This is a genomic window from Flavobacterium sp., assembly GCF_044338735.1.
Taxonomy (GTDB): Bacteria; Bacteroidota; Bacteroidia; order Flavobacteriales; family Flavobacteriaceae; genus Flavobacterium.
Window position 1 is genome coordinate 1 of the sequence record NZ_JBIIWV010000006.1, and the last position, 13,196, is coordinate 13,196.

General features: G+C 33.6%; 13 protein-coding genes. 5 read left to right on the plus strand and 8 right to left on the minus strand.

Translation table 11 applies throughout. The features are described from left to right. The 4 genes from ACIQZC_RS00945 to ACIQZC_RS00960 form a co-directional block, all read left to right on the plus strand. A partial coding sequence (locus tag ACIQZC_RS00945) for a 2-oxo acid dehydrogenase subunit E2 (RefSeq protein WP_396137362.1) occupies positions 1–424 on the plus strand: 424 nt, incomplete at its 5' end. A gap of 83 nt (positions 425–507) precedes the next feature. Continuing rightward, complete coding sequence (locus ACIQZC_RS00950) at positions 508–1,185, plus strand: SDR family NAD(P)-dependent oxidoreductase (RefSeq protein WP_396137363.1); 678 nt, start codon at positions 508–510, stop codon at positions 1,183–1,185. Between the two features lie 37 nt (positions 1,186–1,222). Continuing rightward, the gene (locus tag ACIQZC_RS00955; RefSeq protein ID WP_396137364.1) at positions 1,223–2,062 is read left to right on the plus strand and encodes a Bro-N domain-containing protein; all 840 of its coding nucleotides are present in this window, start codon (positions 1,223–1,225) and stop codon (positions 2,060–2,062) included. Then, the gene (locus tag ACIQZC_RS00960; RefSeq protein WP_396137365.1) at positions 2,059–2,661 is read left to right on the plus strand and encodes a SprT-like domain-containing protein; all 603 of its coding nucleotides are present in this window, start codon (positions 2,059–2,061) and stop codon (positions 2,659–2,661) included. Before ACIQZC_RS00955 ends, ACIQZC_RS00960 begins: the two co-directional genes overlap by 4 nt. A 55-nt stretch (positions 2,662–2,716) precedes the next feature. On the opposite strand, the gene ACIQZC_RS00965 is transcribed toward ACIQZC_RS00960, so the two are convergent. The 6 genes from ACIQZC_RS00965 to gcvP form a co-directional block, all read right to left on the minus strand. Next, positions 2,717–3,487 carry an ABC transporter ATP-binding protein gene (locus ACIQZC_RS00965; protein WP_396137366.1) on the minus strand — a complete coding sequence of 257 codons (771 nt, stop codon included), beginning with the start codon at positions 3,485–3,487 and terminating at the stop codon, positions 2,717–2,719. Beyond that, entirely contained in the window at positions 3,487–4,233 is a 747-nt protein-coding gene (locus tag ACIQZC_RS00970; RefSeq protein WP_396137367.1) for an MlaE family ABC transporter permease, read from the minus strand. Before ACIQZC_RS00970 ends, ACIQZC_RS00965 begins: the two co-directional genes overlap by 1 nt. A gap of 65 nt (positions 4,234–4,298) precedes the next feature. Further along, entirely contained in the window at positions 4,299–5,201 is a 903-nt protein-coding gene (locus ACIQZC_RS00975; RefSeq protein ID WP_396137368.1) for a glycosyltransferase, read from the minus strand. A gap of 20 nt (positions 5,202–5,221) precedes the next feature. Further along, entirely contained in the window at positions 5,222–5,767 is a 546-nt protein-coding gene (locus tag ACIQZC_RS00980; protein ID WP_396137369.1) for a methyltransferase, read from the minus strand. A gap of 66 nt (positions 5,768–5,833) precedes the next feature. Continuing rightward, positions 5,834–6,892, minus strand: a complete 1,059-nt coding sequence (locus ACIQZC_RS00985) for a 3-oxoacyl-ACP synthase III family protein (RefSeq protein ID WP_396137370.1) — start codon at positions 6,890–6,892, stop codon at positions 5,834–5,836. Positions 6,893–7,106: 214 nt separating this feature from the next. Beyond that, a complete protein-coding gene (gcvP, locus tag ACIQZC_RS00990) occupies positions 7,107–9,950 on the minus strand; it encodes an aminomethyl-transferring glycine dehydrogenase (protein WP_396137371.1) in 2,844 nt (947 codons plus the stop codon). 141 nt (positions 9,951–10,091) lie between these two features. Here gcvP and ACIQZC_RS00995 point away from each other — a divergent pair, with 141 nt between their 5' ends. Continuing rightward, on the plus strand, positions 10,092–10,904 hold the full coding sequence (locus tag ACIQZC_RS00995; protein ID WP_396137372.1) for a hypothetical protein: 813 nt from the start codon (positions 10,092–10,094) through the stop codon (positions 10,902–10,904). Here the strand turns inward: ACIQZC_RS00995 and galE are convergent. Continuing rightward, positions 10,891–11,943, minus strand: coding sequence for a UDP-glucose 4-epimerase GalE (galE, locus tag ACIQZC_RS01000; protein WP_396137373.1), 1,053 nt, complete (start codon positions 11,941–11,943; stop codon positions 10,891–10,893). The two genes, ACIQZC_RS00995 and galE, sit on opposite strands and share 14 nt — an antisense overlap. 51 nt (positions 11,944–11,994) lie before the next feature. Further along, positions 11,995–13,122 carry a DegT/DnrJ/EryC1/StrS family aminotransferase gene (locus ACIQZC_RS01005; protein WP_396137374.1) on the minus strand — a complete coding sequence of 376 codons (1,128 nt, stop codon included), beginning with the start codon at positions 13,120–13,122 and terminating at the stop codon, positions 11,995–11,997. Positions 13,123–13,196: the final 74 nt, after the last annotated feature.

A 13,196-nucleotide genomic window follows, 5' to 3' on the forward strand; every position in this document is an offset into this window, starting at 1 on the left:
TAATCACCATGTAAATATTGGCGTTGCTGTTGCAGTTGAAGACGGATTAATGGTTCCGGTATTGAAATTTACAGATGAAATGAGTTTAACGCAAATAGGAGCAACTGTAAAAGACCTAGCAGGAAAATCAAAATCTAGAAAAATTCAGCCTGCTGAAATGGAAGGAAGTACTTTTACCATTTCAAATTTAGGAATGTTCGGAATTCAATCATTCACTTCAATCATTAACCAACCCAATTCTGCCATTTTATCGGTTGGAGCGATTATAGAAAAACCAGTGGTTAAAAAAGGTCAAATTGTGGTAGGAAATACGATGACCGTTACTTTAGCTTGTGATCATAGAACGGTAGATGGTGCAACAGGAGCTCAGTTCTTACAAACATTTAAAGCGTTCATGGAAAACCCTTTTGCAATGTTTGTTTAAATGATTATTTAATATTTTAAGATCCCGAAATTTCTTCGGGATTTTTTTATTTCTTATTTTTACTAAAAAAAATAGCAACTATTTTGAAAAACATCATCATCACAGGAACATCTCGCGGTATTGGATATGAATTGGCCTTACAATTTGCAAATGCTGGACATCAGGTTTTAGCCCTTTCGCGAAAAACACCTCAAGCTTTAATTGAACACGAAAACATAACGTGCTTATCAATTGATATTTCTAATCCAGAAGAATTGCTTCAAGTAGAACAATTTATCAACCAAACTTGGCAGAAAGTAGCGATTTTAATTCACAATGCAGGAAGTTTATTGCACAAACCTTTCGGTCAAATTTCTGCAGAAGAATTTCAAAACATATACAAAGTCAATGTTTTTGCGGTTGCCGAGTTAACTAAAATTTGTATTCCCTTCTTGGAAAAAGGAAGTCACGTGGTAACAATTAGTTCTATGGGAGGCATTCAAGGCAGTATGAAATTTGCAGGATTAGCCGCTTATTCATCAAGTAAAGGAGCTGTAATTACACTTTCTGAATTATTAGCCGAAGAATACAAGGAACAAGGTATTGCCTTCAACGTTTTAGCACTTGGAGCAGTAAATACCGAAATGTTACAAGAAGCATTCCCAGGATATGTTGCACCAATTTCAGCTAAAGAAATGGCCGATTATATTTTCAATTTTGCCTTAACGGGAAACAAATATTACAATGGAAAAGTATTACAGGTTTCATCAACTACACCATAATTTTGTATATTGTAATTTCATTTAAATTTATATAACCATGACAAAAGTAAACGCCATTCAATTATTTGAGAACAAAAAAGTAAGAACCATTTGGGATTCTGAACAAGAAAAATGGATCATTTCTATTATTGATGTAATAGAAGTGTTGACAGAAAGTGATCGTCCACGAAAGTATTGGAGTGATTTAAAATCTAAATTAAAAAAAGAGGGAAGTCAGTTGTCCGAAAAAATAGGACAACTGAAAATGCAATCTTCTGATGGTAAATTTTATAAAACAGATGTTGCAGATACAGAGCAACTTTTTAGATTAATTCAATCCATTCCATCACCAAAAGCAGAACCTTTTAAATTGTGGTTAGCTCAAATTGCATCTGAAAGATTAGATGAAATGCAAGATCCTGAACTCTCAATTGACAGAGCTTTAGAGCAATATTTACAATTAGGATATTCCGAAAACTGGATTAATCAACGATTAAAAAGCATCGAAATTCGTAAAGAATTAACAGACGAATGGAAAAATAAAGGATTAAAAGAAGGGCAACAATTTGCTACTTTAACTGATATTATTTCAAAATCTTGGTCAGGAAAAACCACGAAAGAATATAAAATTCTAAAAGGTTTGAAAAAAGAAAATCTTCGAGATAACATGACCAATACAGAATTGATTTTGAATATGTTAGCCGAAGCTTCAACTAAAGATATTTCTCAAGCTGTAAGCCCTGAATCGTTTGAAGAAAGCAAGAAAGTGGCACAACAAGGAGGAAATGTTGCCAAAGTTGCTTTGAAAGAATTAGAAGCAAAAACCGGTAGAAAAGTGGTAAGTTCGCTTAATGCAAAATCTTTGTTGGATACTAATAAAAAGATTGATAATAATTGAGCGACGTTTTACAAAAATATCTTCCAGAACATTCGGTTGCTCATTGTTTTGAGCTAATCAAAGACAATCATGTGCATTTAAAAATTGTCAAAGAACGCATTACACGTCATGGAGATTATCGAAAGGATGCTCAAGGTTATCACTTGATTACTGTAAATGCAAGCTTGAATAAATACCGATTTTTAATGACGCTAATTCATGAAATTGCCCATTTAGTTGCCTTTGAAAAATATGGTCGTCGCATAAAACCACATGGTGAGGAATGGAAACTTACTTTTCAACGATTAATGGTGCCTTTTATTCGACCTGAAATTTTTCCACACCAACTACTAGCTTTATTAGCAAAGCATTTTAGAAATCCAAAAGCAAGTAGCGATACCGATGCAAAATTAGCTATTGCCTTAAAACAGTTTGATCAAAAAGAAACCGATAAAAATTATATCTTTGAGATTCCTTTTGGAAGTCATTTTAGAATTCATAACGGAAAAATCTTTAAAAAAATAGCTTTGCGTGTTAAACGATATGAATGTCAAGAAATTAGTTCTGGACGATTATATTTGTTTCAACCCAATGCAGAAGTTGAATTGTTGCCGAATTAGTGAATAATTTATTTTGGAAAAAATATCAGAAGAAACTATTTTAAAATCAATTCAACTATTTTACATCGTCTTCCAAATACATTTTCCTAACTCGTTTAAATAATTCAGAGGAGTAAACAAAATCGGTAACTGCTTCGTTATTAGTTTTGAAGATTTCTTTATTGGAACCTTCCCATTCCAACAAACCATTTTTTAGAAAAACAATTTTTTCGCCAATCTCCATTACCGAATTCATATCGTGCGTATTAATTACGGTAGTAATATTATATTCTTTAGTAATTTCTTGGATCAAATTATCAATTACAATAGCCGTTTTTGGGTCTAAACCCGAATTAGGCTCGTCGCAAAACAGATATTTAGGATTATTAACGATAGCTCTTGCAATAGCGACACGTTTTTGCATTCCTCCCGAAATTTCAGATGGACGTTTGTAATGAGCATTAGTTAAATTTACGCGATCAATTACAAAATCTACCCGCTCTTTAATTTCTTTCGGTGTTTTTTTGGTAAACATTTTGAGGGGAAATCCCACATTTTCTTCTACCGTCATGCTGTCAAACAAAGCGCTTCCTTGAAAAACCATTCCAATTTCTGTTCGCAACGCTCTTTTTTCATCATTTGACAATTCCGAATAAATTCTTCCGTCAAATGAAATAGTACCACCATCTGGCGTATGAATTCCTAATAAGGTTTTTAAAAAAACAGTTTTTCCAGAGCCACTTTGCCCAATAATTAAATTGGTCATTCCGGCTTCAAATCGGGCAGAAATCCCTTTTAAAACGGTTTGATCTCCAAATTTTTTTACAATGTTTTTTACTTCAATCATTAGCTTAATAAAAGTTGTGTTAAAATAAAATTCATTAAAATAATCACTACCGAAGTCCATACAAACGATACGGTACTCGCTTGTCCTACTTCTAATGCGCCGCCTTTCATATAATAACCGTGGAAAGAAGGTATTGTTGCGAGGATCAAGGCAAAAGTGAATGTTTTTATAAATGCATATGCGATATGGAACGGAATAAATTCGCTTTGAAGTCCTGTTATAAATTCGGAGCTACTGGTAAAACCTCCATAAACAGCAGCCATCCAGCCACCAAAGACACCTAAAAACATACTTAAGCCAATTAAAAAAGGATATAAAAGTAGAGCGATTATTTTTGGAAAAACTAAATAATTTAAGGAATTTACTCCCATTACTTCTAGGGCATCAATTTGTTCGGTAACACGCATAGTTCCTATGCTTGAAGTTATGAATGAACCCATTTTACCTGCCATAATGATGGAAATAAAAGTAGGAGCAAACTCTAAAATTACTGATTGACGTGTGGCAAAACCTACTAAATATTTTGGAATTAATGGATTGGTTAAATTTAAGGCTGTTTGAATAGAAACTACGCCGCCCACAAAAAAAGATATGAAAGCTACAATACCTAACGAACCTATGATGAGGTCGTCAATTTCTTTCAGGATTAGTTGTTTCATCACCGACCATTTAGTAGGCTTGTTGAAGATTTCTTTCAACATTATGAAATATTTTCCAATTTGCGATAAGTATCGAGCGAGCATCATTTTATTCAGTATTCGGTGTTCAAATTCTAGTATGCAGTAAAAATACTATATTTTTTTGGATAAGTTTAAAACAACTTCTCCTTCATTTTTTTCCAGCGGTAATTTCTAAAAAATTGTGCTTGCTCAGCCGTAACAAATAAAGTTTTTTTTGCGGCTTTTGCTTTCCAAAAGCCCATAAGGTAGTCGATAAATAACAATGGTTTACCTTTTCTCATCGCTAATTTTAAGGATGAAATGGCTGTAATTATGAATCCGTAGCCCAAACTATAAAAGGCTTCTCCTTGCTTATAACGTGCAGCCTTATTATAACTAGCGCCTGTTGGTTTTAAGTGTTTTACCTGTAAACTTTCATCCGTAACTATTTTCCAATCGTAGAATTTACACAATAGTTCGTCTACGGTGTCCCAACCCATAGCTGGTTTTAATCCGCCTATTTCTTGATAAGCATCTTTTCGATAGGCTTTTAATGCGCCGCGAATATGATCTTTATCCGTAAGATTTTCTAAAACCCAGTCGCCATTCTTTTCTACATAACAGAATCCTCCTGCCATTCCTATCGTTGCATCAGATTGAAAGTGTTGGATGATGGTTTCAAAATAATTATTTGGAAAAATCAAATCGGCATCAACTTTAACAATAATATCATATTGGTCGTCAATGTGTTTTTCACCTTCATGAAATGCCTGAATTACTTTACTTCCTGGCAAATGAATCGCCTCAGATTTTTTATCAACTAATGTAATAAATGGATGTTTTTCGGCGAAAGCCAACACAATTTCAGCAGTTTTATCGGTAGAATTATCATTCACCACTACAATTTTTGAGGGTAAAACGGATTGCTCTACTAACGATTGTAAAGTCAAAGCCATAAATGCTTCTTCGTTGTAGGCTGGAATGATAATGTAATAAGCCCCCCAGCCCCCGAAGGAGGAGTTGGAAGTATTTTGTGTTGATTTTATTTTGCTCATTATAAAACTTGTTTTGCGTTTTATATTCCCCCTTTGGGGGTTAGGGGGCATCTTTCTGCGTAAACTAAATAATATCTCGGGGTAAACCATCTTAAAAAAGGTCGAAATCCAATTTTCTTAACTGGATGCGTAAATTTGACACTATCAATAATTTGGAACCCAGTTTTTTCTAATAACCAATCCAATTGCCAATCTTCAAATTCGTGATAATGTCTGTCCCACATATCAGTTTTACTTCTGTAAGCCGGAGAAAACCAAAGGCGTAACGGAATCGAAATTAATATTTTATCTGCTTTTACATTTTGTAAAACAGTGAACGGATTTAATAAATGTTCGAAAATTTCAAAGGCAGTGAAAATTTCATAATTTTCATTTCGAAGTGTTGATTGATCCATATCAATGTCTTCGCCTTTTGTATTGATAACCTGATAACCATTAGCTACCATGATTTTTGAAAATGGATTGGGTACGCCCAAGTCAAAAATTATTTCGTTGGTTTTAATGTGTTTTTTTAGAAAATCTAACGTAAGGTTGAATCGTTTACTTGGATATGTTTTTTCGTACATTGAAATAAAATTGGAATACAAATTTACTTTTTTCTTACAACTTCTAACTTCTAACTTCCAACTTTTTTACATTTGATATACAATCGCGTTGATGTTCATCCCCGATCCTACAGATGCAAAGACAATTACGTCTCCTTTTGCTAATGTTTGATTTTCTAATTCGCCTTTCATCATTAAATCAAATAGTGTAGGAACAGTGGCAACACTAGAATTGCCAAGTTTGTGAATACTCATTGGCATTACACCTTCGGGCGGTGTTTGTTTGTATTGTTTAAAAAAGCGATGAATAATAGCTTCGTCCATTTTTTCATTGGCTTGGTGAATCAATACTTTTTTTACTTTTTCAATTGGAACACCACTTTTTTCAAGACAAGAAGCCATTGCCATAGGTACATTAGTTAAGGCAAATTCATAAATTTTTCGACCATGCATTTTTATGTAACGAACATCTGGGTCGTGGTCTTTATTGAATGAATTTCCAAAGAATAAATAATAGGCTTCATCATAAGTAAAAGTTGCCGTTTCATGCGATAAAATTCCGCCTGATTCTTCAGAAGATTCAATAATTGTTGCACCAGCACCATCAGAATAAATCATCGAATCTCTATCATGAAGATCAACTACTCTTGATAACGTTTCGGCGCCAATTACTAAACATCTTTTTGCCATACCCGCTTTTATAAATGCATAGGCCTGAATGACGCCTTCTACCCAACCTGGGCAACCAAAAAGAATGTCATAAGCCACGCATTTTGGATTTTTAATTTTCAATCCGTGCTTGACGCGTGAGGCTAAACTAGGTAAGATATCGGATTGAATGGCACCTTTTTTAACATCGCCAAAATTATGAGCCAGAATAATGTAGTCAATAGTTTCTCGATCTATTTTTGCATCTAAAATAGCCTTTTCTGCTGCAAGAATTGCAATGTCAGATGTGCATAAATCATCTTTCACATAACGTCTTTCTTTAATCCCAGTGATTTCTAAAAATTTTTCTGCAACGATTTCATTTGAATGTGGAAATGGTGTGCCATCTTCATTCAAGAAGGAATGTTTTGCAAAATCTATATTAGAAACTTTTTCTGTAGGAATATAACTTCCAGAACCGGTTATTTTTATGGTCATAATTTTAAAGTTTGAAACTAATTTATACTAAAATAATGAATTTAAATTCAAAAACGGTTGAACAATTTGCAAATTAAGTAATTATTACGAATTTGTTAAAATATTTGCATTTTATTGTCAATTTCAGAATTATTATTTTTTGTTTAGATGAGGCATTAAAAAAATCCCAAACTCCTATTTGGAATTTGAGATTTAAACTATTGTGATTTATTTTTTACATATATGCTTCTATTGGCGCACATGAACAAACTAAGTTTCTATCGCCATACGCTTCATCTACTCTTCGGACACTTGGCCAGAATTTATTATCAGCAATATATTCTAACGGAAACGCTGCAGCTTCTCTTGTATATGGGAAAACCCATTCGTCTGAAGTAACCATAGCTAACGTGTGCGGTGCATTTTTTAAAATATTTTGAGCATCTTCTTTTGTAGAAGCATTTATTTCTTTACGAATAGCAATCATGGCATCACAAAAACGATCTAATTCGGCTAAATCCTCAGATTCTGTTGGTTCAATCATTAATGTTCCTGCAACTGGGAATGAAACTGTAGGGGCGTGGAAACCATAATCCATTAAACGTTTAGCAATATCAGTAACTTTTATTCCATTATCTTCAAATGCACGACAATCTAAAATCATTTCATGAGCCGCTCTTCCCATTTCTCCAGAATATAAAATTGGATAATGCGCTTCTAAACGAGCTTTCATGTAATTGGCATTCAAAATGGCGTGTTTTGTAGCATTTGTTAATCCTTCTGCACCTAACATGCATATGTATCCATACGAAATTAAGCATACTAAAGCCGAACCGTAAGGAGCTGCTGAAATTGCAGTAATAGCTTGGTCGCCACCCACTTTAACAATTGGGTTAGATGGTAAAAAAGGCACTAATTTATCGTTAACACAGATTGGTCCAACACCAGGTCCGCCACCACCATGAGGGATAGCAAACGTTTTGTGTAAGTTTAAGTGACAAACATCGGCGCCAATAGTAGCTGGATTAGTTAATCCAACTTGCGCATTCATATTTGCACCATCCATATAAACCAATCCGCCATTTTCATGAATTAGGTTTGTAATTTCAATAATTGAACTTTCAAAAACACCATGAGTAGAAGGATAGGTTACCATTAAAGCAGCCAAATTAGCCGAATGTAAAATAGCTTTTTCTCTTAAATCTTCTACATCAATATTTCCTTCTGGAGTAGTTTTTGTAACAATAATTTCCATTCCAGCCATGGCTGCTGAAGCAGGATTTGTTCCGTGTGCCGATGATGGAATTAAACAAACCGTTCTATGCTTGTCACCACGAGATAAATGATATGCGCGAATGGTCATTAAACCTGCATATTCACCTTGCGCACCAGAATTAGGTTGTAAAGTTGTCCCTGTAAAACCAGTAACTTCATTTAATTGTTGTTCCAGTTTTTTAAGCATGGTTAAATAACCTTCCACTTGGCCTAATGGCGCAAATGGATGAATGTTGTTCCAATTTGCCATTGATAATGGAAGCATTTCGGCAGCTGCGTTTAATTTCATCGTACAAGAACCTAATGAAATCATAGAGTGATTTAATGCTAAATCTTTACGTTCTAATTTTTTAATATAACGCATCAACTGACTTTCCGAATGATTGTTATTAAAAACATCATGTTGTAAGAAAGTTGATTTTCTAATTAAATTTTCTGATATTACAGACGTTTCTACTAATTCAATAATAGGTTCAAATGTTTTTTCTTTCGCCTCAGCGAAAATAGCAACAATCTGATTAATATCTGAAATTGAAGTAGTTTCATTGAATGAAATAGAAATCGTATCGGCATCAATATAATAGAAATTTACTTCATTTCTTTCTGCAATAGCTTTCACTTTTGCAGCATCCGCTTTTACATTTATGGTATCAAAATAGGAAGTATTCGTTTGATAAACACCAATTTTGTTTAAAGCTTCTACAGCCGTATTTGCTGAATTATGTACTTTATTGGCAATGTAATTTAACCCTTTTGGTCCGTGATAAACCGCATACATTCCAGCCATAACTGCTAATAAAACTTGTGCGGTACAGATATTTGAAGTTGCTTTTTCACGTTTAATATGTTGTTCACGTGTTCCTAACGCCATACGTAAGGCACGATTTCCGTTTACGTCAATTGAAACACCAATAATTCTTCCTGGCATCGAGCGTTTGTATTCGTCTTTTGTAGCGAAAAAAGCAGCATGAGGACCACCATAACCCATTGGAATTCCAAAACGTTGTGAAGTACCAACTACAACAGCAGCTCCCATTTCACCTGGAGATTTTAATTTCACTAAAGATAAAATATCAGCAGCAACAGCAACTTTAATTTCATTTTCTGATGCTTTTGCAATGAATGAAGTATAGTCGTTTAATTTACCAAACTTTCCAGGATATTGAAGGATGGCTCCAAAAAAGTCAGTTGAAAAATCAAATGTTTCATGATTTCCAACTACTAATTCAATGTCAAGTGGCGTAGAACGCGTTTGTAAAACAGATAAAGTTTGTGGTAAAATTTCTTCTGAAACAAAGAATTTAGAAACATTATTTTTCTTTTGATCTCTTGTTCTAACATCAAACAATAATGTCATTGCTTCAGCTGCAGCTGTAGATTCATCTAATAAAGAAGCATTTGCAATTTCCATTCCAGTTAATTCAATAACGGTAGTTTGGTAATTTAAAATAGCTTCTAAACGACCTTGCGCAATTTCCGCTTGATAAGGCGTATACGCTGTGTACCAACCTGGGTTTTCAAAAACGTTTCTTTGAATTACCGCAGGAACAATAGCTGGGTTGTAACCTAATCCAATATATGATTTGAAAACTTTGTTCTTTTTACCCAATTCTTGTATATGATTTAAATATTCATATTCTGACATAGGTTTTTCCAGATTTAGTTCGTTTTTTAAACGAATATCTGTAGGAATAGTTTCGTAAATTAACTGATCTACTGAATCTACTCCGATAGTTTTTAACATATGGTTTAGGTCGTTTTCACCTGTTCCAATGTGTCTTAAAGCAAAAGTATCTGTTTTCATTTATATATAAAAATAGGTTGTGTTTAAATCTGATACAAAAGTAATTATTAATCTGTTAAAAATTATTGCTTTTTTTATGATTTTTTTCGATTTTTATCAACTAATATAGCTTCTTATTAACACTTTGATTATTTTTGTTGAATGGTGTTTTTTAAGAAAATTGTTGACTTATATATCGATAGTAGCTTGCATGTTGCTCTCGCAGCTTATGCTTTGATTCGGCTTACTTTTTTAGGGTTAAACAGTTCTTATGATTATGATGTTGCTTATTTCGGTTTTTTTGGCACCATTGCGGCTTATAATGTAATTAAATATTTTAGTGTTTACAGATTAAAAAAACATCAAATTTCAAAGAAATTTCAATTTATATTTTTGCTAAGTTTGAGTGCCTTTGCAGCGGCACTTTATTATTATTTTCAATTTGAAATAGAAGCGCAAGTTGTTGCTATATCGTCATTATTTATAACCGTACTTTATGGATTTTCTTTTTTTGGATGGTTGAATTCTGGTCGAAATTGGATCGGATTTAAGGTGTTTTTAGTGGCTTTGAGCTGGACACTAGTTACTTTTTTACTTCCGGTGGTAGCATTAGAGATGACTATTACTGAAATAGTAGTGCTGCAAGCTATGCAGCGGTTTGTATTGATTTATGCTTTTATGTGCATTTTTGAAATCATTGATTTGCAATTTGATACAGTTGCATTACAGACATTGCCACAACGATTGGGTGTAGCAAAGACTAAAAAATTGGGTTATTTTTTATTGTTGGTGTTTATAGGAATTGATGTTGTAATTCAAAATGAAATACTACTAATCAATTTATTTTTTATCCTGGTTATTGCCGGTTTTTTATATTTTTCGAACGAAAAAAGATCCAAATATTACACTAGTTTTTGGGTTGAAAGTATTCCAATATTTTGGTGGTTAGCCCAAAAGTTGCTTACTTATTTCTAATCTTTTTTTCCCATTTCCAAGCACTCGCTAAAGCTTCTTCTAAAGACGATTGCGTTTTCCAACCAAGAATGGAATTTGCTTTGTCTGTATTAGCATAAGCTTCAGTAATGTCGCCTTCTCGTCTTCCTACAATTTTATAATTTAGTTTTTGTCCTGAAACTTTTTCAAAAGATTGAATGACTTCTAAAACAGAACTTCCTTTTCCAGTTCCTAAATTAAAAGTTTCTACTGAATCCGTATTTTTTTTGTTCAATAAACGCTGCATGGCGATAACATGTGCTTTTGCTAAATCTACCACATGAATGTAATCTCTAACCGCTGTTCCATCAGATGTAGGATAATCATTTCCGTAAACGGATAGCTCTTGTCTTAATCCCATAGCAGTCTGTGTAATAAATGGAACTAAATTCTGAGGCACACCTAAAGGTAATTCGCCAATCTCAGCTGATTCATGTGCGCCAATTGGGTTAAAATAACGCAATAAAATAGCATTTAATGCACTTACTTTAGAAGTATCAGTAATAATTTCTTCACCAATTTGCTTTGTATTTCCGTAAGGTGACATCGCGGTTTGAATTGGTGCGTTTTCTGTAATCGGCATTTTTTCGGCTTGACCGTAAACGGTACAAGAAGAACTAAAAATAAAATTTGCAGCCGGTAATTTAGTAAGTTCTTGCAGCACATAAATTAAAGCACTTATATTATTTTCGTAATATAATAACGGATTTTCAACACTTTCACCTACGGCTTTACTTGCTGCAAAATGTATTACTCCAGAAATATCAGTATGTGTTGCAAAGAAATTTTGAACTGCCGCTTTTTCTCGTAAATCGATATTTTCAAAAATTGGTTTTTTACCGGTAATTCGTTCGATACCATTTAAAACCTCCGTAGAAGAATTTGATAAATTATCAACTACAATTACTTCATAACCTTCATTCTGCAATTCTACAACGGTATGTGAACCAATAAAACCTAAACCTCCAGTAACTAAAATTAGCCCCCTAGCCCCCGAAGGGGGAACTCCTAAACTACTCATATTTTTTATTTTTAAAGTTGCCGCTTATTCCCCCTTTGGGGGTTAGGGGGCTTATACATATTCTAAAACTGCGTCTGTAATAAATTTAATTTGTTCATCGTCTAATTCCGTGTGCATGGGTAAGGCAATAACTTCTTTACATAACTGATTGGTTACTGGAAAATCTTCTTCTTTATAACGAACATCAGCATAGGCTTTCTGACTATGTAATGGAATTGGATAATAAATAGCACAAGGAATTCCTTTTTCTTGCAAATGCGCTAACAATCCATCTCGTTTTCCATTGGTAATACGAATTACATATTGATGAAATACGTGACAATCGCAAGTATCGCAAATAGTTGGTGCTACGATATTTTTATTTACACCTAATGCAAGTGAATACTTCCTTGCGGCATCTTGACGGGCACTATTATAAGTGTCTAAATGCGGTAATTTTGCTTTTAAAACACCTGCTTGAATACTATCTAAACGTGAATTTACACCTACCACATCGTGATGATATCTTTCATACATTCCGTGATTTACAATTCCTCTAATAATGTGTGCTAAATTGTCATCGTTAGTATAAATAGCACCACCATCACCATAGCATCCTAAATTTTTAGATGGAAAAAATGATGTTGCGGCTACATGTCCAATGGTTCCCACTTTCTTTTTAGAGCCGTCGTTTGAAGTATAATCTGCTCCAATTGCTTGAGCATTATCTTCAATTACATATAAATTATGTGCGTTGGCAATTTCCATAATAGCATCCATATTCGCAGCACGACCAAATAAATGTACAGGGACAATGGCTTTTGTTTTTGGAGTAATCGCTTTACGAATACCTTCTAATGAAATATTCATATTATTCATATCTACATCCACCAAAACTGGAGTTAATTGCAATAAAGCGATAACTTCAACGGTTGCCGCGAATGTAAAATCAGCTGTAATAACTTCATCACCAGGTTGTAAACCCAATCCCATCATCGCAATTTGCAAGGCATCCGTTCCGTTCGCGCAAGGAATTACGTGTTTTGCGCCTAAATATTTTTCTAAATCAGCCTGAAATTGATGTACTAAAGGACCATTTATATATGTATTTGTATCTAAAACCTCTTGAATAGACGCATTTACTTCGTCTTTTATTTTATCGTATTGACTTTTTAAGTCAACCATTTGTAATTTTTTCATCTTCCAAATCTAATTAAGTCAAGCAAAAGTAAGAAATTCTGCTTACATTTTTTGTGTTACATAAAAGAAACGTA

What these genes read in the sequence shown, in the direction of transcription:
- gcvP (WP_396137371.1), bottom strand. Translation starts at nt 9,950, where the DNA reads ATGAAAACAGATACTTTTGCTTTAAGACACATTGGAACAGGTGAAAAC.
- ACIQZC_RS01005 (WP_396137374.1), bottom strand. Translation starts at nt 13,122, where the DNA reads ATGAAAAAATTACAAATGGTTGACTTAAAAAGTCAATACGATAAAATA.
- ACIQZC_RS00980 (WP_396137369.1), bottom strand. Translation starts at nt 5,767, where the DNA reads ATGTACGAAAAAACATATCCAAGTAAACGATTCAACCTTACGTTAGAT.
- ACIQZC_RS00955 (WP_396137364.1), top strand. Translation starts at nt 1,223, where the DNA reads ATGACAAAAGTAAACGCCATTCAATTATTTGAGAACAAAAAAGTAAGA.
- ACIQZC_RS00965 (WP_396137366.1), bottom strand. Translation starts at nt 3,487, where the DNA reads ATGATTGAAGTAAAAAACATTGTAAAAAAATTTGGAGATCAAACCGTT.
- ACIQZC_RS00995 (WP_396137372.1), top strand. Translation starts at nt 10,092, where the DNA reads ATGGTGTTTTTTAAGAAAATTGTTGACTTATATATCGATAGTAGCTTG.
- ACIQZC_RS00975 (WP_396137368.1), bottom strand. Translation starts at nt 5,201, where the DNA reads ATGAGCAAAATAAAATCAACACAAAATACTTCCAACTCCTCCTTCGGG.
- galE (WP_396137373.1), bottom strand. Translation starts at nt 11,943, where the DNA reads ATGAGTAGTTTAGGAGTTCCCCCTTCGGGGGCTAGGGGGCTAATTTTA.
- ACIQZC_RS00970 (WP_396137367.1), bottom strand. Translation starts at nt 4,233, where the DNA reads ATGATGCTCGCTCGATACTTATCGCAAATTGGAAAATATTTCATAATG.
- ACIQZC_RS00985 (WP_396137370.1), bottom strand. Translation starts at nt 6,892, where the DNA reads ATGACCATAAAAATAACCGGTTCTGGAAGTTATATTCCTACAGAAAAA.